We start from the raw sequence: 23,819 nt of genomic DNA, 5'->3' as shown, positions 1-23,819 counted from the left end.
CCCCGCCACGGAGCATCGCGCTCTGTGGCGGGGTCTTCGCTTTCCGACAGCACAGCTGTCGCGGGTGAGCACGGAGCAGGCCCGCCTGCCAGGCCCCGCACACCCGCGGGAGGAAGCCACCCTCCGGTCCGACACACCCGTCCGACCACAGCGAAAGGTCCACCATGAAACTCCCCACCACTGCGCGAGCAGTCCCCGACGGCTCGCATCGCGACCACCCTGAGCTGTTCGGCTCTGAGGACGGCTTCGAGCTCTCCACGATCCGCGATGAGGATGCCTCTGTCGCTATGGAGCTGCTCGTCGGCGGGTACGCCTCTCCGATCGAAGCTGTCATCCGTGAGCTGTACATCAACGCCGCTGACTCTCACCGCGAAGCCGGCCAGACCCGGCCCGTCATGATCACCATGCCCACCGAGGAGCTGCCGTTCTTCATCGTGAGCGACCAGGGGCTCGGTCTCGACCCTGAAGGCTTGGTCGGGACGTTCGCCCGCCCTGTGGCGTCGACGAAGCGAAACGAGAACCTCTCCGCCGGCGGCCTCGGGATCGGCGCGAAGTCTCCCTACACCGTCACCGATCGATTCACCGTTCACGGCTTCAAGAACGGCTTCTCCGCCACCCTCTCCATGGCGCGCATCGACGGTCAGCTGAAGCACCGCCTGCATGACGTCGCGGAGGTCGAGCCGGGCACTCCGAACGGCGTCACGGTCGTCGTGCCCGTCGAGGCCGCGAAGATCCTCGACTGGTGGCGCGCGCTGGCACGCGTCCACTTCTGGTGGAACACGGGCGGCTTCGAGATCACGAACGCCTACCTCTCCCCCGTCAAGCTCCCGCGGTGGACCAAGCGTCTTCTCGGCAAGGGCGAGCCGGTGCCCGAGGCGCCGTCGATCATCCGTGGTCATCGCCCTGATCTCATCAAGTCGCCGCAGTTCGTCCACACGACCACCGTCCTGGACGAGTCCAAGGTCCTCATGGGCCAGATCGCCTACGCCATCCCGAAGGGTGCCGCCGCGCCCACGAATGAGCCCATGGTGTTCCACCTGCCCATCGGTGGCGTCTCCGTCGGGAACACCCGCGAAGCCATCATCGACACCGTGGAGAACCGAAAGGTCCTCACCGATCTGTTCCACGCCTGGCAGCACCAGCAGGTCGCTGCGTTCGCGCGCCGGATGCGGGATCCTGAGACGACCTACCTCGAGCTGATCCGCATCAAGAAGGAGATGACCGCCAGGGGGCTCCTGAGCCACTTCGATCAGTGGTCTCACCGCGTCCACGCGGACAAGATCACCTCAGGGAAGCTGCCAGGCAGTGCCTACCGGTTCCTCGATGACCTCGCGTTCCGTCCGGAGCCGAAGTTCTCGGCATACGGAGCGCACGGAGGTTCGGTCCTCCAGCACTGGTCGGTCAGCGAACTCGGTGAGCGCATGACGAACCACCGAGTGGTGTTCGTGGACGAGGGCACCCTCCCAGAGGCTCGTCGGAAGATCCTCACCCGGTGGGCGAACGACGAGAACATCGTCGCCGTCGTGACCAACCGGACCGTGTTCGAGAAACTGCGGTTCTCCCGTCGTTGGCCCGAGCAAGCGCGTCGCCGGGGGTGGCAGGAAGAGGCTGAGCGGGAAGTCGTTCGGCCATTCGCGCGTCCCGAGAAGATCGAGTGGGTCGATCCGAGCGACATCAAGGTGTCGCGGCCCACGAGGGAACGGGAGCCAGTTCCGGATGGCGCTTCGGCTGTCACTGTGAGGTGGAATCTGCTCTCTCCGACTGTCGATCAGGTGACCACCGTCGACGAGGTCGTGGAAAAGGTCAAGGCGAGCAGGCACGGGTGGGCGATCATCGACACCCGCGCGAAGCTGATGGAGGTGATGAGGTACCTCCCCGGCCGAATCGTGACGATCGCCACCGGACAGCGCCCAGCACTCCTGGTGCGTGAGCGACTCGGCAAGAAGGCGCTGACCGTGATGGAGTACATGGATCGGCGCGAAGAGATCCTCGGTGCTGCGATCACGCAGGTCCAGCGGCGACGATTCGCCGATGAGCAGCTCTTCACCTTGACCGGCGTGAAACGGTACTTCCGCAGTCGCACCGAGTGGATCGAGGAGACCCCCGATCCGGAGGTGCGCGCAGTCGCCCAGGAGATCGCGCGAGCAGTCGGCTCATACGTCCACCTCGACCCTTCGGGGATGTCCAGCCATAGATGGAACGAGTTCGTCCGTCTGCGTCGCTCGCTCAGCGGTATCCGGTGGAGCGAGGAGTGGTTCCTCCAGAACTCCTCCCTCGGTAAGTACGCGCCGGCGGTGTTCGCGGCGCAATCGGAGGGCGTCGCCCTCTGGTACGAGGACGGCTACTCCCCCTCCACAGTCGCGCTGATCCGCAGCGCGATCGCTTCGCAGCTCGTCTGATCGACGACACTGCACCGGTGAGACCCCCGCACGGCGTTCGCGTCGCGCGGGGGTCTTCTCTTTCGTGGCTTCGCCGGCCAGCACAGCCGGCGCGGGATCCCCGTGAGATCAACTCGATCTGAACCATGCCCCGAGGAGGCACCATGTCGACCCTGACCACTCCCCCTGCCCGCGCCGTCCTGGCGACGGGCGTGGACTTCAACACCGACGCCGACCGCATCAATGCCTCGATGAGGCTGACTGTGACGAGTGAGCACGCTCCCCAGCTGCGGCGCGCTGCCGCCGACGCACGTCTGGATTACGTCGCAGCTGTGATGGCGATGGACGCTGCCGAGAGCATCCCCGGTCGCCACAACCTGCAGGAGCAGGCGGATGTCGAGACTGCGTTGCGCGCTCTGGGCCAGGCCTTGGCCGACTACGCACGCGGCGAGGCTGCTGAGATCACCCCGTGCGCGCACGCAGAATCGAGCGTAGAATGAGCGTGCGCACACTGACCCGACCGAAAGGAGACCCCATGTCCGCCAACATGGTGCACGGTCTGCAAGCGGCACCGGCAAGCACGTCTATGGACCCAACGATGCCCGCCGACGAACGTCTCAGCAAGATGCGTGAGATGCTCACGAAGCAGCTGGATGACATCAGCGCGATGGTCTCGAACTTCACGCTTCAGCACCTCGAGACGGCCACCGCTGTTCTCAGCGAGGCCGAGTCGATGATCGAGGCTCAGAGCCCGGACGACGGACTCACCGCTGCCGAACGTGAGTACATGGTGTCCTCTGGCGCGTTCACCCCCGAGAAGCTCGCCGAGATCGATCGCAACCTCGCGGCCGGCCAGCTCGAGCGCGTCGAGGCACGTACTCGTACCGGCGCTGTTCTGCGCACTCTCAGCTCATCCGACGTGTCGGAGCTGCTGGGTATCGATGACTCTCGAGTGCGTCATCGCGTGTCGAAGGGGCTGCTGTACGGATTCATGACCGGAACTAAGCGCCGCTACCCCCAGTGGCAGTTCGACGATGGTGGCCCGATTCCGCACCTCGCTGCAATCATCCGTGCGTTCCCTGCTGACTGGCCCCCGGCCAAGATCGAGGCGTTCATGACCGTGCCGAAGTCCTCGCTGCGTGGCGAGCTCCTCGGTCACCCAGAGATTGAGCGCATGTCACCGACGCAGTGGCTGGTTGAAGGTGGAGAGCCTGACGTCGTGATCGGCATCATCGAGAGCTTCCTGCTCTCGTGACGGCTGCGACGACACCAGGGAGGAAGCCGACTCCCCCGAAGGTTCCCGCTCCCCCCTCGACGCCTCTAATCTTCGATGCGTCTAGGGATGTGGTCACACTGCAGGATCCCCTGTGGCGGATCTACCGAAGTGAAGGCGAGCACGCCCTGGGATGGAACCAGCTGAGGCACTGGGGTCCGGCGCCGGATATGCGGTACGACCCGCACCACCTTCCGACGCAGGACTGGCCTGACACCGGCGTCATGTACACCGCGCTGGAGCCGGACACAGCCTTCGCAGAGGTGTACCAGGAAGACCGGGTCATCACTCTCTCTGCTGGAGCGCCGAGACTGGCATCGTGGAAGCCATCACGACCGCTGCAACTGCTGAATCTGACGAAGAACTGGCCGATCCTCAATGGCGCGGCCTCCGCGATCATGATGGACGACAAGACGCACACCCAGGAGTGGGCGCGCGTCATCAACGACCAGATCGGCAACGACATCGACGGTCTCTTCCACAGTTCATCGATGCTCAACACCCCCATGGTGACCCTGTTCAGCCGCACCGAGAGAGACCCCGCCTTCCCCAAGGACCCGTCCTTCAACAGGCTCCTGTCCGACCGTGCAGCACGGCGGTACATATCGTCCGCGCAGACGACGACCGGGTATGGTGTCCTGTCCTGAGATCGACAGCAAGACGAAACCCCCGCAGCCAGACGGCCGCGGGGGTTTCGTTTTCGCACGTCGGAGGCGCCGGCTACCAGCCGCGACGCGCCTTCTGCCGCCGTCGCATGATCTCCGCGACCATCGCCGCGGCGATCGTCATCAGAGCGGCTGCGCCGAGGAGGCTCGACCGGGTGTCATCCGAGTTCAGTCCCTCACCCGTCACGGCGCCCTTCGGGCCATCGACAGCGGCTCCGGACCGCGGCTGCAGCGGGAAGCGGGCATTCCAGGGGTCGTCGTCCGAGACCGCGGTGCCCGAGTACGTGCCCGACGCGGTGACGGTGACCTCGTTGCGGTGCGCCGAGTCCTCCTTCACGTCGACGAGGGTGCCGAGCAACAGGGCGCTCGCTCCCACCTCGAGATCGGTGAGCTCCTCGAGCGACCGCTGCACGTACTGCTTGCCGTTCAGCTCGACCGTCTCAGGCGCCGGCGCGGGCTCCTCGACGGGTGTCTCCCCCTCTGAGGGCTGATCCTCTGCCGGGCCCTCACCGTCGGCGGGCGCCTCGTCCTCGCTGTAGGCCTCGAGCTCCGGAGCGGTCTCGCCGGCCCCCTCCTCCGGCTTCGGGTCGGTGTCGGGCAGCGTCTCTTCGACCAGGTCGTACCAGGTGATGCCCTTGACCGATCCCTCGAAGCCGTCGTTCGTCTCGGAGAGGATCTCCAGAGCGCTCAGCGGTTCGTCACCGGTGTTGGTGACGTCGACGCCCACGAACACGCCGTTGGCGGCCTGTGCGGGGGTGAGGACGAACGCATCAGCGGCCTTGTTCCGGTCGCCCTTCTCGCGACCCTCCTCGAAGGTGTACTCGACGATCTCGATGCCAGGCGTCGAGAGGGCCTTGGCGTACCAGGTGTCGTGGGCCTTGACGACCGTGTCGGTGAAGATCGACTTTCCGGTGACCACCGCAGTGTCGCCGTGAGTCATGCCCTTCTTCATGCCGCGGAGTGTCCCGCGGCAGTCAACCACCTGCCCCACAGAGAGTTCAGTGATCGATTCCGGGCGTACCCATACCGAACCGTTCTCATCGGGGGTGATGACGGTGTCGCCAATGATGGCTCCGGGTGCGGTGGGGTCAGCGGGGACCGCGCAGACGAGGCCTTCCAGGTCTCCGTATCGGCCGTCGTGGGTGACGTCGGTCAGGGTGACCTCCTTCAGCGGGACGTCTCCGGTGTTCTCGAAGCGGATGCCCACGTCGACGCCCTTCTGGATGTTCGCCACGGACAGGCCGGTTGCGGCGTCCTCGTCGAGCTCGGCGTCTGCGAGCTGCTCCTCGCTGAGGATGTAGGCACCCTCGGCGTTGCGGTGCACGCCGTCTTCGCGTCCCTCGTCCTGCGTGAACTTCTCCAGCGCCAGGTCGGGGTACTCGATCGTGTACGTGTCCACCTCGTTCGTCACACGGTCGAAGCCGTTGTAGGCCTCGGTCGCCTGGTTCACGATGTTCTCGCCGGGAGCGACGCGCACCATCTTCGTGTAGACGCTGAACGCGTTCGCGAGGTCGGGACGGGATCCTACGAGGTCGAGGTACTTCTTCGTCGCCGTGGCGGTGAAGGTGTACGTGTCCTCATCGAACTTCACGTCGAACAGGTCTGCCCACGGAACGCTCTCGTGTCCTGCAGAGTCCTGCAGCAGCGCGCCCTTCTTGAACAGGTGCTCGTCGCCGTTGTAGACGTCGATGTTCGCGTAGATCGCCCACACGCCCGTGTACTGGTCGTGTGCACGGTCGAAGGTGTCGCTGATCTTCCAGCTCTTCGCCGCGTACGCACGGTCGGCCGGAATCTCGGAGCTGTTGAGGCGGTAGTTGAACACGGTGTTCATCCGCACCTCGGTGCCCTCGATGGAGTCGTCCTTCGTCTCTTCCGAGATGACGGCGTCCTTGGACGGGTCGATGTCCTTGATGGGGTTCGACACGATGCGGGTCGTCGTCTGGACGTTCTGAATGTTCTGACGCGCCTGGTTCTCGATGACGTGACCGTCCTGCTCCTTGCTCACCGTGGCCCGGAGGTTCACGTTGTAGAGCTGACCCAGCAGCGCCTGATCGATGATCGGGTCCTCCAGAGGCCGGATCGCTGCCGCGTCGAACGCTGCGAGGTCCGCAGCCTGCGGGTCACCGGGGATGATGCCGCCGTACACGCCCTCGGTGTCGACCGTCTTGGCGAACACGTACGCCACGCCATCCTTGATCTGCACGTTGAACTTGCTGGTGACGTCGTTGCCCGTCGCCTTCTCGGTGACCGTGATGTCGCTCTCCTCGAGGTCGAGGAACTCCTCGTCGAAGTCATCGACGATGCCGAGCTTGTGCACGTTGTACGCCAGCTTGTCGCGAGCGGGGCCGGCGTCGAGCGTGAGGCGGTAGAGCACCACGTCGCCCTGCACGAGCGTCTTGCCGTCGATGTCGACCTCGTCCGTGGAGAGGCTGTCCTTGTCGGGCTTGACCGTGGGGATCTCGATGGTCGGGATCTCCGTCGCAGTGCGGTTGCCGTTGATGATCTGGAACGCCTGGTTCACCACGGTGTTGCCCGCCGGAATCGCCTTGGAGACCATGCCCGTGACGCGCATCGTGAGCCAGCCCTGGCTGAGCCAGCGATCGTTCGCTCCCTCGCCGCTGACGTTCTTCGCGATCCACTCATCCGTGAACGTCGCCGTGAAGGTGTGAGCGGCCTCATCGAAGCGCAGCTCGTACGCCGAGCGGGGCACCGGCTTCGGGCCCATCGCGTCACGGGAATCCCAGAACTCGACCGAGCTCTTGTCCACCATGAAGAACGGGTCGTACACGTCCTCGATCGCGAGAGTCTTCACACCGCGAGCAGTGCCTGCGGGGACACGGAGGTCCACGCCGACGCGGTACTCGAGCTTCTGGCCGGGCCACACGGATGCGCCGTTGATGTTGTCGTGCGCCTTGTCGCCGGACTCTTCAGCCGACCCCAGCACCTGCTTGTTCGGGTTCGGGGACCAGGCGAACACAGCCGGCGAGTTGGTGGCGTCGGTGCGGTTGTTCCAGGTCTCCGAGCCGGAGTTGGTCAGGCTGACGATCTTGCCGTCGGTGTCGAAGTCGTCGCGGAACTGACCCGAGACGACCAGCTTCACCGCTCCGGGCTTCGCCAGTCCCTTCGTGGCCGCCAGGAACGGAGCCTTGGCGACCGCGGTCGTCTTCGTGCCCTCGACGTTGATGTCGAAGCCCGAGGTGACGTCCTTGCCGTCGTAGAACACCTTCGCCTTCGTCGCGTCGGAGAAGTCCACGTAGGTGGCGGCCTTCGTCCAGTCGTCGACGATCGAGTAGTGGTAGAGCGGCGAGCCGAGGTTCGCGGGAATCGATCCGTTGACAACTGCCGAGATGGCGTCGTTGCCCAGGAAGATCTTCCCGTCCGCTCCGACGTTGTTCGCCCAGTCCTTGTCCGACGTGCTCAGCGCGCCGTCCTCGTCCAGCACCCACACCTTGTCGGGCGTCGGGGTGACCGCGTAGATCGCCGGGCTGTTCGTGGCGACATCCTTGCCGTTCCAGCTCTCGGAACCGGAGTTGATGACCCGCTCGATCTTGCCGTCGGTGTCGTAGTCGTTGCGGAACGATCCGGTGATGAACAGCTTCACCTCGCCGATGGTCTTGCGATCGATCGTGCGGTCCAGGAAGGCCTGCTTCGCGGTCGCGATCGTGCGGTTGCCCGAGACGGCGACCGTGAACTCGTTCGTCACGTTGCGACCGTCGAGGAACACCTTCGCCTGGCTGGCGTCGGAGAAGTCGACGTACCGAGCCGAGGCCGTCCAGTCGTCGGTGATGACGTACGACTGCAGCTTCTCAGCGAGGTTCGTCGGCAGCGAGCCGTTCACCACTGCGGAGATCCCGGCGCCGGGTGCGAACGTCTTTCCGTCCACGCCCTCGTCATTCGCCTTGTCCTTATCGGTCGAGGTCAGCGCGCCGTCCTCGTCCAGCACCCACACCTTGTTGGGGTCGGGGGTCACCGTGTAGATCGCCGGAGTGTTCGTCGTGACGACCTTGCCGTTCCAGCTCTCCGAGCCGCTGTTGGTGAGGCTGCGGGGAACGCCGGCGGTGTCGTAGTCGCTGCGGAACTTCCCTGCGATGAAGAGCTTGACGACCGCGTCTGCGGCGCGCCCCTTCGTCGCGGTGAGGAACGCCGCCTTGGCCGTGGCCACCGTCTTGTTGCCCGAGATGGTGATGTCGAACTGACTGGTGACGTCCGTGCCGTTGAGGAAGACCCTCGCCTTGCTCGCATCCGAGAAGTCGATGTAGCGCGCGGCGGCGCTCCAGTCATCGGTGATCGAGTACGAGGTCAGCGCCGAGCCGAGGTTCGCGGGGATCGACCCGTTCACCACGGCGGAGATGCGAGCGTTCGGTGCGAATGCCTTGCCGTCGACGTCGTCGTTCGTGAGTGCGCCGTTCTGGTCCAGAACCCAGTGCTTGTCGGGGTCAGGGGTCACCGTGAAGATCGACGGCGTGTTCGTCTCGATCGTCTCGTTGTTCCAGGTTTCCGCACCCGCGTTCGTCAGCTGCTCGGTCTTGCCGTCTGTGTCGTAGTCGCTGCGGAAGGTGCCTCCGATGTAGAGCTTGACCGGCTTCGCCGCGCTCAGCCCCTTCGTGTTGTTGAGGAAGGCGGGCTTCGCCGTGGCGATGGTCTTGTTCCCCGAGATCGTGATGGTGAACTGGTTGGTCACGTTCGTGCCGTCGAGGAAGACGCGCACCTTGCTCGTGTCCGAGAAGTCGATGTAGCGAGCGGCGCCCGACCAGTCATCGGTGATCGAGTACTGGCTGAGGTTCTCAGCCAGCTTCGCCGGGATCGAGCCGTTCACCACTGCGCCGATCGCGGAGTTAGGTGCGAACACCTTGCCGTCGACGGCTGCGTTCGTGAGCGCACCGTTGGCGTTCAGCACCCAGGACTTGTCAGGGGCGGGAGTGACCTTGCGGGTCTGCGCTGCGTTGCCGTCGAGGCAGTTCGTCAGAGCTGCTGTGTAGCAGACGCGCGACGTGTCCCGGATCGTGTAGTCGACCTCCGTCGGACGCATGTACGTCGGGACGACGAGGGTGTACTCCTGCGCCTGGAACGCATTTGGCATGTTCGTCACGGTGCCCGTGACCGTGACTGCAGAACCCGTGCGATCGATGCGCACAGTGGCGCCGGTGACCCGCGCACCGCTGGGGTCACGGACGTACGCTGCAGAGGCCACGTCGCCGGTCTGCGATCCGATCCACACCTTGTCCGTGCCGATCGTGTCCGTAATCGTCATGGAGCTGGCGTAGCCGTTCGTGCGTGCAGAGATCTCAGCGTTGTAGAACTGTCCGGACGCGAGCACCTCGTCGGCAGCCATCGGGTCGGCAGAGGTGCCCGAGGTGAGGACCTTTCGAGGTGCCGTCATGCCGGCGGTCCAGTTCTCACGAGGGTCGTTGACACCGTCGTGCGAGACGGCGGCCTTCATGCGCCCCTGCTTGGGGACTGCGACGTTGAACCAGAACTTGCCCGCGGGCCAGCTCGCCCATCCGAACTCGGCGGGAGTGAACGCCGGGGAGTTGGTCACGCCGTAGTTCGGTACCGTGACGGACTTCGCCACCGTGCGAGGGTTGCCCTCGAGTCCGCCCCAGGTGAGGGAGATGTTCGCGGTGATGTTCTCGCTGATGTTCGAACCCGCGCGGCTGGTGTTGATGCGGTCGCTGACCGCCGCCGTGGAGCCCGCCAGCGAGAAGACCGTGTTCTTGTCGGTCGAGAGCTCGAGCGTGTAGTTGGCGACCTCGGAGTCGTTGAGAGCCACGCACACGACGCGCGGCGTCTGGCCGATCGCACCGTAGAAGGTGTCGTAGATGCCGCTGAGCAGCGTCGCCGGGTAGTTCGGCAGCATCGGCTGCCAGTAGTTCGCGTTGGTCTGCTGGGTGTACCAGTTCCGCATGTCGGTCTGAGTGCCACCCCAGCCCATGTACCAGTTGCCGTTCTGCGTGTCGACGGAGACGCCGACCTGGACGACGCGAGCACGGTTCGAGACACCGTTGCTTCGAGCGATCGCCTGGTTCATCGCGGCGTTGCACGCGGTGTTGATACCGGTGCGGCCCTGCATCGCCGTCGCCCACTGCATGCTCTGTTCCATCGCGGAGGCGAAGGCATCAGTGGATGCCTGACCCCAGAGAGTGGGCGTCCCTGAGGCATCGAGGAAGTCACCGGTGAACAGCGAGAAGTAGTCGGCCGGGCCAGAGTTACCGCCACCGCCGCCGACACCTCCTCCGCCGATGTTCGCCATCGCAGGCGTGGCACCGGTGGCGACCAGGCCCGCAACGATTGCACCAGCGACGAAGCTCTTCACTCCACGGATCAGTCCGGGACGCTTGGTCCCAGCGTATTTTCGGTCTCGGTAGGTGACGGTCGAATCCCGATCACTCATCTACTTCCCCTTTCATCGTGGTGCGAGTCCAGTCCTCAACGGGGCATGTTGGGGACTGGACTCGCTCTTGGAGTCTACCCGAAGAAACGCGTTTTTCGCCCATAAATGAGGCGAAATCACGATTCACCTCATCTCTCACGAGATACGTGTCGCGATGAGTGAACGCACCCCGGCACAGCTCATCGAGACACGCGTCAGAACCATCGATACGCTCGCGACATGTCGATGGTCGAACCAACTCGCTGGGCTCGCTGATCGGCGAAGAACCGCACGCGGAGTCGGTGCGAGAGTGAAGGGCTTCTGGCGATTGCGCGGCAGTCGGTACGCTGGCCCCATGACACGGACTCGCATCCCAGCTGCGGCCCTCGCCGCGGTCACCCTCGCGTTGAGCCTGGCCGCCTGTGCGCCCCAGTCTCCCGAGGACGCGTTCCTGTCCGCCGTGAAAGCCGACGATCGCATCACGATCGCTGAAAGCGACGACGATCTCCTTGGGATCGGACAATCGTTCTGCGACCTCAAGGACATGGTGGATGAGGATCAGGTGCAAGGGATCATCGACGCCACCGCCGAGGAAGTCCCCGAGGCTGGCCTGGTGGCAGAGCACGCGAACGAGAAGCTCTGTCCCGATGAGTGACCTCCACTCCTGAGAGCTGAAGAAGCCCCCACCTGCGACGGAGCCGGTGGGGGCTTCTTCATGCCCGGGGACCGGATCTGTTCGCAGCGTAAAGCACCTGCAGGACGGGAGCCGGCGAAGCCGCCTCCGGGGACTGCTGCGACAGAGGAGACCTACTCCTGCGCATCTGATCCGAGGAGCGGACCATGGCCAAACACATCACCGTCAAGGGCGTCCGCCTCCAGGTGACCAACGACATCGACGAGAGCAACCCCGAGCACATGGAAGCCCTCGAGGGCTGGGCCGAATACCTCGCCTCGCGGGCGCCGCGCATCGCCGAGGACCAGGCAGAGCGCCAGGACGCATCACGCGAGCGCATTCACGCACGCAACGAGCGACTTCGGGGAGTGACCGCATGAGCACCCTGACCGCACCCTCGCGCCGCTTCCAGCTCGGCGATCGAGTCCGAGTGAAGGACTCCTCGCTCTTCGACGGCCGCGTCGGAGAGATCATCCCCACAAGCGGTCACCCCGACGATCCATGGGATCACTACGTGACCCTCGAAGCCGAGGGGCTCTACGGCCCCCAGCGCATCGGCGTCACCATCGACCAGATCGAGCCGCTCGAAGACGAGGCCACCGAGCCTGCCGAACAGCTCTGACCCCTTCACATTCGACTCCTGGAGGAGCACCATGTCCACCATCAACACATCCGCCCTCGACGGCGCCAAGGCCGCCATCGCGATCGCCACCGGCGCCGCAACGAGTGAGCCCATCGTGCTCCGCGCCCACGAGTTCGCCGATGTCGACTCGGCGGTGAAGGCCGCGCTCTTCGCGACGGAAGTCCCCGGGATCGAGTACCTCACCATCGACGTGCCTGCGAGCTACGGCGTCCACGGCGTACACGCGGAGATCGGCGACGACACGTTCAACGGCACAGGGAACTACCTCACCGCCGTCATCCGCATCGCGAGCGACCACCCGATCAGCGACCTCACTCTGATTCCCGTGCTCAGCTCCATCCGCCGCGAGATCGAAGGAGCGGCCGAAGAGGTCGACATCTTCATCTGCCGACACGTCTACATCATCGACGAGCCCGCGCCGGCGACCCTGACCTGAGAGGATCACACCATGACGCATCGCACTGAGATCGCCATCGAGCCTGGCGCGACCTTCCAGATCGAAGGCATGTGGTTCGCCTACCTGCTGCGCATCAACCAGAAGGCGTACGACCGCTTCGAGCTCGTGTTCGACGACTACGAGACGGCGATGCTCGTCGAGGTCGACACCCGCGGCTTCAACCGCACGCCGCTCGAGGGCGCGCACCGGAACATCGATAGCCTGGTGCTGACGGAGGGTGACATCGTGACAGTCCCAGGGCTGCACGAACGCACCGCTCACGCGATCTCCGAGGTCCGGGAGGGGCGCTTCCGGTTCAGGCTCGAGAAGAAGTACGCCGCAGCTGTGAACGTCGACGTCGTTACCTCGCGTGACATCGAGCGTCGCAACGAGGCCACGGTTCGGATCGCGGACCCGGAGCGGCCGAGTTCGGAAGTTCTCGATGGTCTCCTCTATCCGAGGTCCGCGCGCGGAGCATTCCTCAACAACTCCGACTGACCTCAACCACTCCAGAGCCGCGTCGTCCATAGGTGGCTGGACCAGGATGACCGCCCGTCGAGAATGTCGGACTCACAGTAGAAGGTAGAAGCATGGACAGAACCACAAGCGCCGAGGGATCAATCGCACGATATGCGGTCATCTGGGTGGCAGCCGTCGCCGGCGGCATGCTGGCCTTCGGGATCATCTCGCTGCTCATGAACTTCGGGGCTGAGATGATCCCGCACATCGCGATCGGCCTCGGCCTCATTGCGCTCATCGGCATCGCGGTCGCCATGATGATGCGCATGTTCCGGTAGGCCAGGCGCGCACCTCGCCAGACCCCCGTTGCCCTCGCCGGCGACGGGGGTCTTTCGTTTCTCCGCGGCGGCCGCCGGATCTCTACGTGGAAGGGAGTCGGCAAAGCCGCCTCCGGGGGAAGTGGTGACAGAGGAACATCTCTCGCCTGAGGAGGCACCCCATGAGCAACATCATCGCTGGTCACTTCCCGGCCGAGGTCAAGGTCCAGGCGCTCAGCCTCCAGGTCGGCGACACCCTCATGAACGGCGACGTCGTCGCCGAGGTGCGCCCCATCGACCTGTTCCCCGGTGCCGTCCTCGTCCGCTTCGAGGTCGACGGCATGAGCACATCCCAGCGCGTCCACGAGACGAGCCAGTACCGCGTTCGCCGCCAGGTGGCCGTCGCTGCTGACTGGTCGATCGTCGAGGAGCCGGCCCTGGCCATCGCTGCCTGACCCCAGACTCACACCCGAGCCCGCGCCGATCGCAGGCTGTGTGCACACCCAGACCCCTGTCGCCCATCGCGGGCGACAGGGGTCTCTTCTTTCCGGTTCCGGTGCGCATCTGCACAGGCGGGATCGGCGCGGCCGATCCGGGATCCCGTTCGACACGAGCCTGAGGAGGCCACCATGACAGACCGTCCCGAGATGCACACTCCCGCCCACAGCGAGTGGGATCAGGGTGGCTACTGCAACGAGCTGGTCCTGGACCACGACGGCGAGACCGCGACCACCTGCGGCTACCGCGCGCCACGCGAGACCCCGACGCCAAGCGCCGAAGACATTGCCCTCGCCGACCTGATCGCAGAGGCGCGCCGGTGGCCCGCCGGCCTACCCGATGACCCCGCCCCGGCTGCGTCGCCGCACGACATCATCAGGCGTCTGGTCGACGAACTCGAGGCGCGAGCATGAGCGCTCCGGCCTCCGTCGTCGACGAGCCGAAGACTGCCGTCCGCTGGCTCACCGAACGGCTCGTCGAGTCTGCGAACGCACGGATCGATCGGACCATTGAGCGTCGCGCTCAGGAGGCGATCGATCGCCTCTACCGCATGCACTCCGGTCCGAGCGGTGTCTGTCAGTGCGGCAGCTCATCCTTCAACCACCCGACCATCGACGACCACGCGGCCGCCGACATCCCCATCGACAAGGCCTGGGCCGTCGAGACCCCCGCCTGAGGAGGCACCCCATGCACAACATCGACGACTACGCCGCAGCGGCGGCGTTCATCGCGCTCGAGATCGCCGCTGGTGATCGCTTCACCACCCCGATCATCATCCACCACGAGGACTTCACCGCCGACGTCGATCCGACGGACTCACTGCGTGCAGCCCTCGACGCACACGACCTCGTCCGACCCAAAGGGCTGCGTCACACCCGCGTCGACATCGATGCTCGCTGGGACCTCGACGGGCTGACGTTCGACACGGAGAGCCTTGCGCTCCCCGAGGACAGCTTCATCACCGTCGTCGTCTCACTGTCCAGTCCGTTCCACCTCGACATCGTGAACAACACCTCGGTGTTCACCGATATCCGCCACGGAATCGACGATCGCGAAGAGGTCACCGGGACGTACGTGAACCGGATCATCTTCTTCGTCGAGCAGGAGGGACGATGACTCTCAGCCCGCTACAGCCCCAGCCATTCGGTGAGCACGCCGTCACCTTCGCCGACCACGAGCTGCGTGTCTCGCTGATGATCAACCCGTGGACGATCGCAGCATCCGCCGTGCTCTTCGACGCCGACGCCAAGCTCGTCGCCGAGTACAGCTGGGAGTACCAGGGGTACTGCGCCACGGAGATCGTCGCACTCGTCGCTCGAGCGATCTTCGAAGAGCTGCCCGTCTTCGACGTCGATGCGATCGATGAGCTAGTCGCCGAGCAGATGGTGGCGTGCACGTGTGACGACGAGGACGAGGACGAGGAGCTCGAGGAGGCGATCGCCGCATGACCCACGAACCGGAGTTCCGACTCGGAGGCGTGCTGAGGCACGTTGCCGCGCACGACCTGAAGCCGGGCGATGCGTTCGAATCAGGTGGTGTCCGCGTGATCGCGGTCGAGCACGACGAAGCATCAGCCCAGGTCGTGTACACCTACGAGGGGTACGACTACGGCCAGTACTTCACCAACTCGCTGAACACCGAGGCCGAGGGCTTGCACCTGGTCCGCCGGCGCCCGGGACCGTGGTCTCCGCTGATCGTTCTGAGCCTCGCTGCTCGGGCAGGTCTGCACCTCGATCGCCTGTTCCAGCGCTATCGCGTGTTCGCACGAGCCGATCAGTAGCGATGCCGCCGACTCGCTCGCCCACCTGCAGACCCCTGTCGCCCATCACGGGCGGCGGGGGTTTCTGCTTCTCAGCGGCGGCCGCCGGATCCCCGCGAAGACGGGATCGGCAAGGCCGATCCGGGACCGGTCGTGACAGAGAGACATCTGCTGCCTGAGGAGGCCCCCATGAGCACGAACACCACTGACCAGGTCTACATCGACATGACCGTCGCCAACGAAGACCTCCTGCCCGGAGACCGTCTGCTCGAGAGCGACGGCTCCTGGGGTGACGACGAGAGCGTCGTCGTGTCCGCCACCGATATCGCCGGAGACCCCGATTCGGTCTACCTGATCATGACCGTGTTCGCAGGCGAGTTCACCGCCGGATACCGCGTACCGCGCACCTCAACGACCAACATCCAGCGCGCCGCTGAGGGGCGATCTGTCCTCCTGGGTATCACCTCTCGCGATCTGCTTCCCGGAGACGTGCTCGAGCGCACCAACGAGGTCGTCACGGCCGTCGAGAAGATCGAGAACGATCCCGAGGGTGTCCGCGTCTTCATCGCTACCGACGACCGCCAGCCGATGGCCTACGTCCGCCGGATCTCCACCCCCGCACTCATCCGCCGCCGCATCGACGCCGGCCACATCCTTCCTGACCTGATCGGAGCAGCAGCATGACCACCACCGCCGAGGCGAACCTCACCTTCCTCACTGTTCCCGTCTACGACCTGCGCGAGGACGACGTCTTCGTCGGCACCGGTGGCACCATCATCAAGATCGATGCGCCGACTCCGTGGAAGCGGATCATCACCGAGCGTCGTGACGGTCTCGCACCAACGCAGTCCCAGCTCGAGTGCGCGGACGAGGTCAACATCTACCGCCGCATCGATCCCAACGAGCTCCTCGACGAGAAGATCGCGGCTCAGATCCCGAAGCCGACGACGAACACCCAGCGCCTCGCGGGCATCCGCTGCCCGCAGTGCTCCCACGAGAGCGCGTTCGTGGTCCAGATCACCCTCAACGTCGTCATGCTCGACGAAGGTCACGACATCTTCGGATGCGAAGAGCCGCCGGCGGACCACTTCCCCGGTCGTGTCATCGACTCCGAGGACGGATTCTTCGACGACGACCCCATCCAGTGCTACCAGCGCCGAGGCGGCTGCGGCCACCGCGGCACCGTCTCCGAGTTCCGCATCACCGAAGAGGCATCGGCCGCTTCCATCGGCGCCTGAGCGCCTGCGAAAGGAGTTCCCCATGCGCGGCGAACTGTTCATGTCCGGCAACTGCAACTTCCGGTGCTTCTTCTGCCTCCGCGAGGAGATCGGCGCGCGCCTCACGCGAAGCTCCTACGAGCGTCTCGACGAGTGGATCGCGCTGCTGCACGAGCACGGGATCACCGGCGTCACCGTCAGCTCCTTCAACGCCGAGCCGACGATCCAGCGCGAGTTCCTCTCGCTGGTGAGCCGCCTCGCCGACGAGGGCTTCGATCTCGAGCTGCGCACCAACGGCGCGTTCGACTACGACGACGCGGAGCTGATCGCAGCGCTCAACCGCTTCGAGACCGTGTGGCTGTCGGTGCAGTCGCTCACCTCGGACACCCTCTACGCGATCAGCCACGTGCGTCAGGTGCCCGACTTCGTCCGGCTCGCTGAGCTGCTGATCGAACCGGAGCTTCGCGCATCGGTCGTGGTCAACCGCTTCAACGCACCGGAGCTGATGGCCATGCTCGCCTCCCTCGAGGCGTTGCCCGTCACGGTGACGCAGGTGCGCCGGCCGTACGAGGAGAGGCTCAACAAGCTCGACGAGGACACCGCGGCGTTCGACGAGGTGCTGCCGAGCCTGAAGGCGCTGCCCGTGATCGCCGAGAGCCACTTCGAAGAGCACCAGCTCGGCCGCATGCGCGTCAGCATCTGGCGCGATGTCCTCATGGAGGAGACCGGGCTGAAGTACTTCCCGGCCACCGAGCAGATCACCGACGTCGGTCGCATCATCCCGCCGCTGCGCGCCGAGCTCGCGTAGTTCACTCCACGATCAGACCCCTGTCGCCTCACGGCGGCGGGGGTCTTCTCATTCGCCGCGACACGCCGCCGTGAGCCCCAAACCGGCCTCTCAGACGCGTTCTGCGCCGCCGACAGGCATCATGGGTGCCATGGCTAACTCGCACGCATTCCGATACCGCAGCTTCGACGACTTCGCAGTGGGCAAGGAGGTGCACCTCCGCCTGACGGAGGAGGATGAGACCGACGAACCGACGTTCCGCAACGCGAAGAAGGCCAGCGAAGCGAGCGGCAAGACCGGCGAGATGCACGCCGACTTCTACCTCGACGGGAATCCCTACCGCACCGAGATCAGCGAGAAGGTCTACGCCGCGTGGAGCCTCCACGAGTAGGCGCACCGAGCACGAAGCCCCCGATCTGCGTCGCCGGAGCCGGGGGCTTCGTCATTCCCGGCGCGCGCGGGACGCGCACTCGGCTTCACGCTGTCCGCCCTCCTGACGTACACTCGACAGATCGAACATCGGTTCGAACGTGTGACGGCAGTGAGTGGGGCGGTGAGATGAGCGTTCTCGAGGTCCTCGGTAGGATCGATCCGCTCGCGCCGCCCGCTGGAATCCGGACCCCAGTCGGCGCCGCGGTGTCCGCAGGATTCCCGTCGCCGGCCCTTGACCACTACTTCGGCGACCTGGATCTCAACGATCACCTCATCCAGGATCGGACCTCCACCTTCGTGCTCAACGTGAGCGGCGAGAGCATGTCCGGCGTCGGGATCTTCGACGGCGACTACATTATCGTCGACCGCTCTCTCACCCCCGAGCTCGAGAACGTTGTCGTCGCGATCGTCGACGATGAACTGGTCCTAAAGACACTCGCGCGTTCGGGTGGCCGGCTGATCCTGCGGGCCGAGAATCCGCTCTTTCCATCGATCGCTCTGGAAGGCGAGATGGAGATGACGATCTGGGGAGTCGTCACATTCTCGATTCACCCAGCTCGACACCAAAAGCGCACCTGAACAGGCATAACATGACCTACCTGCTCTGTGATGCCAACAGCTACTATGCGTCAGCCGAAGCGGTCTTCGACCCATCGCTACGCGACGCAGAATGCTACGTCCTCTCGAATAACGACGGTTGCGTCGTGGCGATGTCGGCCAAAGCGAAGGCCACCGGCATCAAGATGGGCACGCCCTGGTTTCAGATCAAGCGTGAAGTCGAAGCGCGTGGCGGAGTCGCCCGCTCATCGAATTATGAACTCTACGGATCGCTCTCAGAGCGCATGCACGAGGTCGTCGGACGCCACGTTGCCGAGGTCGAGCGCTACAGTATTGATGAGTGCTTCGGGGTTGTGAACGAGCGTCGCGTCGACCTGATAGAGCTCGGCCGTGACATACGTCGCGCAGTGCGGCGCAACGTCGGCCTTCCGGTCTCGATCGGCATCGGACCCACCAAGGTGCTGGCGAAGCTGGCGAATCATGGGGCGAAGAGAACTCCGAAACTCAACGGTGTGTGCGACTGGTCGTCCTACACGCCCGAGCAGCAGGAGAACATCCTCGCGCACTACCCCACCAGCGAGACCTGGGGCATCGCCGGACGCCTCGAAAAGCGCCTCGCCGCTCGGGGTATCAAGACGATGCTCGACCTCCGGAACGCCGAGCCATCCGAGATCCGCAAGGGGTTCAGCGTCGTCGAGGAGCGTCTGGTCTACGAACTGCGCGGTATCAGCTGCATCGAACTCGAGCCGGTGCGCAAGACCAAGCAGCAGATCCTGGCCAGCCGGATGTTCTCGCAGCCACTCCGAGATCCGAAGAAGGTCGAGCAGGCTCTCTCCGTCTTCGCCCAGCGCGCCACCGCGCGCATGCGATCCGAGGGCTCGGTTGCAGGCCTCGTCAGCGCCTTCGCCGCCTCCTCCCCCTACGCCGACGGCTACACCTCTGCCTGGGGGCAGGCGGTGTTCGCGATGCCGACTGATGATCCCGTCGCGATCACCAAGGCGGTGGCCCGGGCACTGCACGACAAGCTGCAGCCTGGCGTGAAGTACGTCCGCGCCGGCGTCATGCTCAACAAGCTCTCCCCCGCCGAGTCGCACGCGTTCCTGCCGATGTTCCAGCCAGAGTACGATCACCGCGGCGTCGGCGAGCTCCTGGACAAGATGCACAAGCGCCACGGCGAGAAGGTCATCGGTCTCGGCCTCGCGGGCATGAAGACCGGGCCCGCATTCGAGATGCGCCGAGAGATGCTCTCCCTCCGCGCCACGACCCACTGGAACGAGCTCGCGACGGCCTACGCCCGCTGAGCAAGTGGATCAGAGGTCGGAGGGCAGGTGATGGATCGGACTTCGAACGATCTCAGGGATCAACTGGTCCAGCGGCATCAGGAGATCACCCCTATCGGTCTCGAGCACAGCGCCTGAGTACACGTCGAGACCTCCGATGCGGTGAAGCAAGTCCACCGCCTCGAGTTCCATGTTTCGATCGGTCACCTGGATCACTTTCATGCGCGGCTGCAGTCCAGGGAACGGCTTACCGAAGACGTCCTCGAAGTTGCGCTGAGGTCGCGCTGAATCGACCCTGTCGAAGCCACCAATGTCGATGTTCGACGGATTTTCCAACTCCTTCATCGCCAGCGTCAGATCGACGACCATCTTCTCGTCGACAGGCGCACGGGTGATGTTGATCAGGTAGAGCATTGCGTCCGCATCTAGCGCCAACACGCTGGCATCGCCCGACAAGAGCCCAGGCTCAATGCCGATCGGAACCATCTCCGGGCCGAAAAGTGCCACTCCCCGGTTGAGCAGGTGGAAGAGTGCCCGACCTACGTGAACATCGCTCCGGGTCAGATAGACGTCCTGACCGTCTATCTCCCACCAGCCGATGTCGTGCTCCTCAGCGTCGTGCATGGGTTGATCATCCCACGCTCTCGCTGAGCAGCACCGGCAGAGCCGGCGCCGGGGATCCCCTCGAGAACGAGACATCCCCGACAGAGACGGAGCCTCCCATGGCCACCACCATCCAGCCTTCCAACACCCTCGTCTTCACGCGCCCCGGTCGCGGCGCGATCGCGCAGCTTCGCGAGCAGCTCGTCGAGCGCGGTAGTCGCTTCGCGATCCTGAACGGCGCCGTCAAGGACTTCGTCGGCCTTCGCTACGACGCGAGCGGCCACGGCGCCGACGGCCCCGAGTTTCTCATCGACGTCGACACGATCGTCATCGACGAGGCGCTGCGGCTCAACCCGGAGATCCGCCCGCTCGTTCAGGAGCTGCTCCTCGAGCGCAGCCTTCACGGTCACACGCTGCCTCACCTGAAGAATGTCGTCCTCGTCTACTCGTTCATCGACAAGCGCGAAGCGATCGAGCCGTTCGACATGGGCACGACCTACCCGACCGCGACCCTCGACATCTGACCAAGGAGACTCCGATGCCTGCACCCCAGCACCTTCACATCCAGCCCGCCGTCAACGACAGCCCGGGCAGCGTCCTTGTCGAGTTCGCGATCGTCCGGCCGCATGACTCTGTTCCGCTCCCGGGACGCACTGAGGTCATACGCTCCGGAGACCGCGTCTGGGTCGAGACGACCGTCAACGGACAGACGCTCTTCAGCAACAAGCTCGATCCGAACGACGGCATGAACAACTTCGACGTCCTGCGCGCCGAGCTCGCGCACATCGAGGAAGCCTTCGTGATTCCACTCACCAGTCGCTCGACGGATGGAGCCGCTGCCATCGCGCACGCGTACGTCTCCGGCGGCCGCCCCGAGTGGGGCTGAGCCTCGCCGTCCAGACCCCTGTCACCTTCGGGTGGCGGGGGTCCTCTTCTTACGGAGGTTCAACCGAGGTGGCGCTCGACATACGTGTCCAGCGCTTCTTTCACGATGGCGTGTGCTTCGATCACAGACTCCGCGAGCTGCGAATCGCGTCGCCGCAAGACGGAGACGGCGACGCCGTCTCGGGGATGCCCTCGACAGGACTCAGGCACTTCTGCCGAGACGACGCCGAGGAGGCAGACCATGATGACCCCCGTCTTTCCCCAGATCCCGCTCAAAGACATGAATGCCGCTCAGCTCGTGTTCGAGCTGACCCGCGAAGCAGAGGCGCTCGTCTACGACGAGGACCGCCTCATCGTGAACGCGGCGATGATCGCCACGCACCTGCACCGCAACCAGACCCGCAGCGTCCGAGGCGACCTGCCCCGCGTGCCCTACATCGAGCACCCGATCCGCAACGCGCTTCGCGCCCTCCGCTTCGGGAAGGGATCCCCTCAGCTGATCGCAGCGAACCTGCTCCACGACACCCTTGAGGACTGCCTGGACGAGATCGTGCGGATGTTCGTGAACGTCGACGAGCTTCCCGCGCACGTCAACCTCGAGACCATCAGGGGTCGCCGCGTTGCCGCCTTCCTGTGGATGGCGGGTGCGTTCGGACAGCACATCGCCGACATCGTGCTCGAGGTCTCCAACAAGGTCGGTGGCACACGTCAGGACTACTGGATGAAGCTGGCCACGCTGGCTGAGCGCGCTGGAGGCACGGTCCCCGACCCGGTGGCCGTCGACGCACTCATCGTGAAGGCGATGGACCTGCTCGACAACGCCGGCTCGCTCCGTCATCAGCTCGCCGCGGGCGAGGACCCGCACGTGATCCTCCGCCGCGCCGAGAAGTACCGCCCTGCAGTGGTGCTCGTCAGCACCGCGCTTCGCGCCATCGGCGAGATCGCGATCTCCGACGCACTCGACGAGCTCGAGGGTCACCTCAGCAAGATCATCACCGACCTGACGGTCTGCGGCTGATCAGACCCATGAGACCCCGCCACCGTCATCGGTGGCGGGGTCTCATCTTGATACCCTGCACTCGACCGAAGGAAGGCCATGCGTGTCCAGAAGACGGATGTGATCGCCGGGCTCCCCGCACCCCTCGCTCGTGAGGTGCTGCGCAAGGGTGTGCGCCGCGAGATCTATCACGCCCACGTCGCGAAGCTCTTCGACGGCCTCGACATCGACCCCGCGGCAGCGCTTCAGGCTCTCGCCGATGCGGGACTGTTCGAGTTCGTCCAGAAGGACCAAGACGGCGACACGTGGTGGAGACCGACGGTCAACGGCAATGCCCTCGCCATGGCCAGCTTCGGAAAGCCGATCACGCGCGCGACCGCAGACCGGTTGCTCGCCGGCGTCATCGAGCGAGCCGAGGGTATCAACGCGGATCCCGCGAAGATCTTCTTCGTCGAACGTCTCCGTGTCTTCGGTAGTTACCTCGACCCAGAGGTGGATCCACTGGGCGATCTCGACATCGAGCTGGTGCTCGGTCAATACAGGGTGCCCAACGAGGTCGTCGAAGCGTACGTGAAGTCCAGCGGCCGCCGCTTCAGCTCCTACATCGACAAGCTGTTCTGGCCGGAGCGCGAGGTGGTGCAGATCCTGAAGAATCGCTCCGGATCGATCAACATCACCCGCGAGGACATCGGTGAACTCACCGATCGCGTGCGCACCGTCTACGAGTTCGCTCCTACTCGCGGACCTGTCGTTCTCTGACTCGTGGTGCGACAGACCCCGCACCCTCCCCAGGGGCGGGGTCTGCTGCTTCGAACAGTATCGAATCGGCTCATAAATGAGGTAATCCTCGTTTTTCGACACGCCGCGCGCTGATTTGTAAAGACCCCCGCCGTCATGAAACGGTAGGGGAAGACGGTTCCCCAGCCGTCTTCCCCTATGGGCCCCTGCTGACTCCCCCACGTTGCAGGGGCCTCTTCCTTTCCCAGGGGGGGGGCAGGTCACTCGCCGCGCATGCGACGGACGTGATCTTCGCCCTTCGTGCGAGCGATCCACTCCTCCACGTTCTGCTGGTTCTGAGCGCGTTGCGCACGACTGGGCCCGCGCCTCGAGAGCATGATGATCGCCATCACGATCACGCCGAGCACCACGGTGCCGACGATGGCGATGCCCCCAAGAGTGAGGACGAGCGAGAGCACGGTCATACGGAGATCATGGCAGACGGCTTCGCCGCCTGGCTCAGAGCCAGCGGAGCTGTCTCCGGGGTGGTGGGTGACAGAGCCTCCTCTCTCGGTCGTGCATGTTGTCTCCTTCCTCCGCGAGAACCCTCGTTGCCTTCTGGCAGCGGGGGTTCTCGTTTTCGAGCGTCCAGCTCGGGCGCGGGAGCCAGCGGAGCTGCCTCCGGGTGGATGGGTGACAGGAGCAGGCCCGGGTGTACCGGGGACTCCGAACGGGATCTGCGCGTCGCGCGGGACCGGATCCGTCGTCATGCAGCCGAAAGGCACGGGCGACGGATCACGCAGCGAGAAGAGCTCGGACGAGATCCGAGAGCTGGCCGTCAACCAGCCGACTGTGGGCGAAAGGACTGATCA

At 64.9% G+C, this 23,819-nt stretch carries 29 protein-coding genes; 26 read left to right on the top strand and 3 right to left on the bottom strand.

What is annotated here, in order from left to right:
• The first annotated feature begins 164 nt into the window (after window positions 1-164).
• From RQG77_RS14685 to RQG77_RS14670, 4 genes are all read left to right on the top strand, one after another.
• Entirely contained in the window at window positions 165-2,399 is a 2,235-nt protein-coding gene (locus RQG77_RS14685) for a hypothetical protein (RefSeq protein WP_311245379.1), read from the top strand.
• Between the two features lie 143 nt (window positions 2,400-2,542).
• A complete protein-coding gene (locus tag RQG77_RS14680; RefSeq protein WP_311245378.1) occupies window positions 2,543-2,878 on the top strand; it encodes a hypothetical protein in 336 nt (111 codons plus the stop codon).
• Window positions 2,879-2,976: 98 nt separating this feature from the next.
• Window positions 2,977-3,633 (top strand): hypothetical protein, encoded by a 657-nt coding sequence (locus RQG77_RS14675; protein ID WP_311245377.1) that lies wholly within the window; start codon window positions 2,977-2,979, stop codon window positions 3,631-3,633.
• Window positions 3,634-3,722: 89 nt separating this feature from the next.
• Window positions 3,723-4,298: an RES family NAD+ phosphorylase gene (locus RQG77_RS14670; protein ID WP_311245376.1), complete on the top strand. Its 576-nt coding sequence runs from the start codon at window positions 3,723-3,725 to the stop codon at window positions 4,296-4,298.
• Between the two features lie 73 nt (window positions 4,299-4,371).
• Here RQG77_RS14670 and RQG77_RS14665 read toward each other — a convergent pair whose 3' ends face one another.
• Window positions 4,372-10,707: an LPXTG cell wall anchor domain-containing protein gene (locus RQG77_RS14665; RefSeq protein WP_311245375.1), complete on the bottom strand. Its 6,336-nt coding sequence runs from the start codon at window positions 10,705-10,707 to the stop codon at window positions 4,372-4,374.
• A 334-nt stretch (window positions 10,708-11,041) separates the two neighbouring features.
• On the opposite strand from RQG77_RS14665, the gene RQG77_RS14660 reads away from it, so the two are divergent.
• The 18 genes from RQG77_RS14660 to RQG77_RS14575 all read left to right on the top strand — a co-directional run bounded on the left by RQG77_RS14660 (window position 11,042) and on the right by RQG77_RS14575 (window position 19,766).
• The gene (locus RQG77_RS14660) at window positions 11,042-11,341 is read left to right on the top strand and encodes a DUF732 domain-containing protein (RefSeq protein ID WP_311245374.1); all 300 of its coding nucleotides are present in this window, start codon (window positions 11,042-11,044) and stop codon (window positions 11,339-11,341) included.
• Between the two features lie 185 nt (window positions 11,342-11,526).
• Window positions 11,527-11,739 carry a hypothetical protein gene (locus tag RQG77_RS14655; RefSeq protein WP_311245373.1) on the top strand — a complete coding sequence of 71 codons (213 nt, stop codon included), beginning with the start codon at window positions 11,527-11,529 and terminating at the stop codon, window positions 11,737-11,739.
• Window positions 11,736-11,981, top strand: a complete 246-nt coding sequence (locus RQG77_RS14650; RefSeq protein WP_311245372.1) for a hypothetical protein — start codon at window positions 11,736-11,738, stop codon at window positions 11,979-11,981. The genes RQG77_RS14655 and RQG77_RS14650 overlap by 4 nt, the downstream gene beginning before the upstream one ends.
• Before the next feature lie 31 nt (window positions 11,982-12,012).
• On the top strand, window positions 12,013-12,438 hold the full coding sequence (locus RQG77_RS14645; RefSeq protein ID WP_311245371.1) for a hypothetical protein: 426 nt from the start codon (window positions 12,013-12,015) through the stop codon (window positions 12,436-12,438).
• A gap of 12 nt (window positions 12,439-12,450) precedes the next feature.
• On the top strand, window positions 12,451-12,936 hold the full coding sequence (locus RQG77_RS14640) for a hypothetical protein (protein ID WP_311245370.1): 486 nt from the start codon (window positions 12,451-12,453) through the stop codon (window positions 12,934-12,936).
• 92 nt (window positions 12,937-13,028) lie between these two features.
• Window positions 13,029-13,235: a hypothetical protein gene (locus RQG77_RS14635; RefSeq protein WP_311245369.1), complete on the top strand. Its 207-nt coding sequence runs from the start codon at window positions 13,029-13,031 to the stop codon at window positions 13,233-13,235.
• 161 nt (window positions 13,236-13,396) lie between these two features.
• Complete coding sequence (locus RQG77_RS14630) at window positions 13,397-13,669, top strand: hypothetical protein (protein WP_311245368.1); 273 nt, start codon at window positions 13,397-13,399, stop codon at window positions 13,667-13,669.
• Between the two features lie 174 nt (window positions 13,670-13,843).
• Window positions 13,844-14,125, top strand: coding sequence for a hypothetical protein (locus RQG77_RS14625; RefSeq protein WP_311245367.1), 282 nt, complete (start codon window positions 13,844-13,846; stop codon window positions 14,123-14,125).
• Entirely contained in the window at window positions 14,122-14,388 is a 267-nt protein-coding gene (locus RQG77_RS14620; protein WP_311245366.1) for a hypothetical protein, read from the top strand. The genes RQG77_RS14625 and RQG77_RS14620 overlap by 4 nt, the downstream gene beginning before the upstream one ends.
• Before the next feature lie 11 nt (window positions 14,389-14,399).
• Window positions 14,400-14,828, top strand: a complete 429-nt coding sequence (locus tag RQG77_RS14615) for a hypothetical protein (protein ID WP_311245365.1) — start codon at window positions 14,400-14,402, stop codon at window positions 14,826-14,828.
• Window positions 14,825-15,160: a hypothetical protein gene (locus RQG77_RS14610; RefSeq protein WP_311245364.1), complete on the top strand. Its 336-nt coding sequence runs from the start codon at window positions 14,825-14,827 to the stop codon at window positions 15,158-15,160. The genes RQG77_RS14615 and RQG77_RS14610 overlap by 4 nt, the downstream gene beginning before the upstream one ends.
• Complete coding sequence (locus RQG77_RS14605) at window positions 15,157-15,492, top strand: hypothetical protein (RefSeq protein WP_311245363.1); 336 nt, start codon at window positions 15,157-15,159, stop codon at window positions 15,490-15,492. Before RQG77_RS14610 ends, RQG77_RS14605 begins: the two co-directional genes overlap by 4 nt.
• A 168-nt stretch (window positions 15,493-15,660) precedes the next feature.
• Complete coding sequence (locus RQG77_RS14600; RefSeq protein ID WP_311245362.1) at window positions 15,661-16,155, top strand: hypothetical protein; 495 nt, start codon at window positions 15,661-15,663, stop codon at window positions 16,153-16,155.
• Entirely contained in the window at window positions 16,152-16,709 is a 558-nt protein-coding gene (locus RQG77_RS14595; protein WP_311245361.1) for a hypothetical protein, read from the top strand. Before RQG77_RS14600 ends, RQG77_RS14595 begins: the two co-directional genes overlap by 4 nt.
• Window positions 16,710-16,731: 22 nt before the next feature.
• Entirely contained in the window at window positions 16,732-17,496 is a 765-nt protein-coding gene (locus RQG77_RS14590; protein WP_311245360.1) for a radical SAM protein, read from the top strand.
• A 130-nt stretch (window positions 17,497-17,626) separates the two neighbouring features.
• The gene (locus tag RQG77_RS14585; protein ID WP_311245359.1) at window positions 17,627-17,866 is read left to right on the top strand and encodes a hypothetical protein; all 240 of its coding nucleotides are present in this window, start codon (window positions 17,627-17,629) and stop codon (window positions 17,864-17,866) included.
• A gap of 167 nt (window positions 17,867-18,033) precedes the next feature.
• A complete protein-coding gene (locus RQG77_RS14580) occupies window positions 18,034-18,486 on the top strand; it encodes a S24 family peptidase (RefSeq protein WP_311245358.1) in 453 nt (150 codons plus the stop codon).
• Between the two features lie 11 nt (window positions 18,487-18,497).
• A complete protein-coding gene (locus tag RQG77_RS14575) occupies window positions 18,498-19,766 on the top strand; it encodes a DUF4113 domain-containing protein (RefSeq protein ID WP_311245357.1) in 1,269 nt (422 codons plus the stop codon).
• Between the two features lie 9 nt (window positions 19,767-19,775).
• Here the strand turns inward: RQG77_RS14575 and RQG77_RS14570 are convergent, their stop codons facing one another.
• Window positions 19,776-20,369: a hypothetical protein gene (locus tag RQG77_RS14570; protein WP_311245356.1), complete on the bottom strand. Its 594-nt coding sequence runs from the start codon at window positions 20,367-20,369 to the stop codon at window positions 19,776-19,778.
• Between the two features lie 98 nt (window positions 20,370-20,467).
• Here RQG77_RS14570 and RQG77_RS14565 point away from each other — a divergent pair, with 98 nt between their 5' ends.
• The 4 genes from RQG77_RS14565 to RQG77_RS14550 all read left to right on the top strand — a co-directional run bounded on the left by RQG77_RS14565 (window position 20,468) and on the right by RQG77_RS14550 (window position 22,989).
• Entirely contained in the window at window positions 20,468-20,872 is a 405-nt protein-coding gene (locus RQG77_RS14565; RefSeq protein WP_311245355.1) for a hypothetical protein, read from the top strand.
• Window positions 20,873-20,886: 14 nt separating this feature from the next.
• Window positions 20,887-21,234 carry a hypothetical protein gene (locus tag RQG77_RS14560; RefSeq protein ID WP_311245354.1) on the top strand — a complete coding sequence of 116 codons (348 nt, stop codon included), beginning with the start codon at window positions 20,887-20,889 and terminating at the stop codon, window positions 21,232-21,234.
• 240 nt (window positions 21,235-21,474) lie between these two features.
• Window positions 21,475-22,251, top strand: coding sequence for a hypothetical protein (locus RQG77_RS14555; protein WP_311245353.1), 777 nt, complete (start codon window positions 21,475-21,477; stop codon window positions 22,249-22,251).
• A gap of 78 nt (window positions 22,252-22,329) precedes the next feature.
• Window positions 22,330-22,989 carry a hypothetical protein gene (locus RQG77_RS14550; RefSeq protein WP_311245352.1) on the top strand — a complete coding sequence of 220 codons (660 nt, stop codon included), beginning with the start codon at window positions 22,330-22,332 and terminating at the stop codon, window positions 22,987-22,989.
• 239 nt (window positions 22,990-23,228) lie between these two features.
• Here the strand turns inward: RQG77_RS14550 and RQG77_RS14545 are convergent, their stop codons facing one another.
• A complete protein-coding gene (locus tag RQG77_RS14545; protein WP_311245351.1) occupies window positions 23,229-23,432 on the bottom strand; it encodes a hypothetical protein in 204 nt (67 codons plus the stop codon).
• Window positions 23,433-23,819: the final 387 nt, after the last annotated feature.

Source organism: Microbacterium sp. WCS2018Hpa-23, assembly GCF_031843845.1.
GTDB lineage: Bacteria > Actinomycetota > Actinomycetes > Actinomycetales > Microbacteriaceae > Microbacterium.
This window is presented reverse-complemented; position numbering and strand designations above follow the sequence as displayed.

What these genes read in the sequence shown, in the direction of transcription:
- RQG77_RS14685 (WP_311245379.1), top strand. Translation starts at nt 165, where the DNA reads ATGAAACTCCCCACCACTGCGCGAGCAGTCCCCGACGGCTCGCATCGC.
- RQG77_RS14680 (WP_311245378.1), top strand. Translation starts at nt 2,543, where the DNA reads ATGTCGACCCTGACCACTCCCCCTGCCCGCGCCGTCCTGGCGACGGGC.
- RQG77_RS14675 (WP_311245377.1), top strand. Translation starts at nt 2,977, where the DNA reads ATGCCCGCCGACGAACGTCTCAGCAAGATGCGTGAGATGCTCACGAAG.
- RQG77_RS14665 (WP_311245375.1), bottom strand. Translation starts at nt 10,707, where the DNA reads ATGAGTGATCGGGATTCGACCGTCACCTACCGAGACCGAAAATACGCT.
- RQG77_RS14660 (WP_311245374.1), top strand. Translation starts at nt 11,042, where the DNA reads ATGACACGGACTCGCATCCCAGCTGCGGCCCTCGCCGCGGTCACCCTC.
- RQG77_RS14655 (WP_311245373.1), top strand. Translation starts at nt 11,527, where the DNA reads ATGGCCAAACACATCACCGTCAAGGGCGTCCGCCTCCAGGTGACCAAC.
- RQG77_RS14650 (WP_311245372.1), top strand. Translation starts at nt 11,736, where the DNA reads ATGAGCACCCTGACCGCACCCTCGCGCCGCTTCCAGCTCGGCGATCGA.
- RQG77_RS14645 (WP_311245371.1), top strand. Translation starts at nt 12,013, where the DNA reads ATGTCCACCATCAACACATCCGCCCTCGACGGCGCCAAGGCCGCCATC.
- RQG77_RS14640 (WP_311245370.1), top strand. Translation starts at nt 12,451, where the DNA reads ATGACGCATCGCACTGAGATCGCCATCGAGCCTGGCGCGACCTTCCAG.
- RQG77_RS14635 (WP_311245369.1), top strand. Translation starts at nt 13,029, where the DNA reads ATGGACAGAACCACAAGCGCCGAGGGATCAATCGCACGATATGCGGTC.
- RQG77_RS14630 (WP_311245368.1), top strand. Translation starts at nt 13,397, where the DNA reads ATGAGCAACATCATCGCTGGTCACTTCCCGGCCGAGGTCAAGGTCCAG.
- RQG77_RS14625 (WP_311245367.1), top strand. Translation starts at nt 13,844, where the DNA reads ATGACAGACCGTCCCGAGATGCACACTCCCGCCCACAGCGAGTGGGAT.
- RQG77_RS14620 (WP_311245366.1), top strand. Translation starts at nt 14,122, where the DNA reads ATGAGCGCTCCGGCCTCCGTCGTCGACGAGCCGAAGACTGCCGTCCGC.
- RQG77_RS14615 (WP_311245365.1), top strand. Translation starts at nt 14,400, where the DNA reads ATGCACAACATCGACGACTACGCCGCAGCGGCGGCGTTCATCGCGCTC.
- RQG77_RS14610 (WP_311245364.1), top strand. Translation starts at nt 14,825, where the DNA reads ATGACTCTCAGCCCGCTACAGCCCCAGCCATTCGGTGAGCACGCCGTC.
- RQG77_RS14605 (WP_311245363.1), top strand. Translation starts at nt 15,157, where the DNA reads ATGACCCACGAACCGGAGTTCCGACTCGGAGGCGTGCTGAGGCACGTT.
- RQG77_RS14600 (WP_311245362.1), top strand. Translation starts at nt 15,661, where the DNA reads ATGAGCACGAACACCACTGACCAGGTCTACATCGACATGACCGTCGCC.
- RQG77_RS14595 (WP_311245361.1), top strand. Translation starts at nt 16,152, where the DNA reads ATGACCACCACCGCCGAGGCGAACCTCACCTTCCTCACTGTTCCCGTC.
- RQG77_RS14590 (WP_311245360.1), top strand. Translation starts at nt 16,732, where the DNA reads ATGCGCGGCGAACTGTTCATGTCCGGCAACTGCAACTTCCGGTGCTTC.
- RQG77_RS14585 (WP_311245359.1), top strand. Translation starts at nt 17,627, where the DNA reads ATGGCTAACTCGCACGCATTCCGATACCGCAGCTTCGACGACTTCGCA.
- RQG77_RS14580 (WP_311245358.1), top strand. Translation starts at nt 18,034, where the DNA reads ATGAGCGTTCTCGAGGTCCTCGGTAGGATCGATCCGCTCGCGCCGCCC.
- RQG77_RS14575 (WP_311245357.1), top strand. Translation starts at nt 18,498, where the DNA reads ATGACCTACCTGCTCTGTGATGCCAACAGCTACTATGCGTCAGCCGAA.
- RQG77_RS14570 (WP_311245356.1), bottom strand. Translation starts at nt 20,369, where the DNA reads ATGCACGACGCTGAGGAGCACGACATCGGCTGGTGGGAGATAGACGGT.
- RQG77_RS14565 (WP_311245355.1), top strand. Translation starts at nt 20,468, where the DNA reads ATGGCCACCACCATCCAGCCTTCCAACACCCTCGTCTTCACGCGCCCC.
- RQG77_RS14560 (WP_311245354.1), top strand. Translation starts at nt 20,887, where the DNA reads ATGCCTGCACCCCAGCACCTTCACATCCAGCCCGCCGTCAACGACAGC.
- RQG77_RS14555 (WP_311245353.1), top strand. Translation starts at nt 21,475, where the DNA reads ATGATGACCCCCGTCTTTCCCCAGATCCCGCTCAAAGACATGAATGCC.
- RQG77_RS14550 (WP_311245352.1), top strand. Translation starts at nt 22,330, where the DNA reads ATGCGTGTCCAGAAGACGGATGTGATCGCCGGGCTCCCCGCACCCCTC.
- RQG77_RS14545 (WP_311245351.1), bottom strand. Translation starts at nt 23,432, where the DNA reads ATGACCGTGCTCTCGCTCGTCCTCACTCTTGGGGGCATCGCCATCGTC.